We start from the raw sequence: 341 nt of genomic DNA, 5'->3' as shown, positions 1-341 counted from the left end.
CGGTGGCGCGGCGCGCGCGGGGCGGACCCGGGGCGGGCGGGGGCCGGCCCCGGACCGGTCCGGCCCGGGGTTGAGGAGCCGGGGCGGGGCGGGCAGGCTGGGGTGGGGGCCGGTTACGGGCAACCTCGGCGGTGGGGAGCGCGGGCGGCGGCCGTCGTGGTTGGATGCGGTCGTAGCGTGGAACACCGACCCGGGGCGCCGGGCCCGTGCCGCGGGAGCGGGCACGGGAGCGGACAAGGGACTTGAGCGGACGACGACGGCAGGGACGAACGTGAGGATCTTCCACCGGGCACGGCACCGGCCGTCCGCCACCTGGCGGCAGACGACCGATCGGGCATTCA

The 341-nt window shown here is 78.9% G+C and carries 1 pseudogene; it reads left to right on the top strand.

Annotated features, from left to right (window positions below):
- Positions 1-160: 160 nt before the first annotated feature.
- Positions 161-341, top strand: a pseudogene (locus tag BI06_RS55530) (hypothetical protein); the annotation flags it as partial.

It is taken from the genome of Kitasatospora sp. MBT66, assembly GCF_000710405.2.
In the GTDB taxonomy this organism is placed as follows: Bacteria; Actinomycetota; Actinomycetes; order Streptomycetales; family Streptomycetaceae; genus Kitasatospora; species Kitasatospora purpeofusca.
Note: the sequence above shows the minus strand (reverse complement) of the source record. Positions and strands in the feature narration are given on the sequence as shown.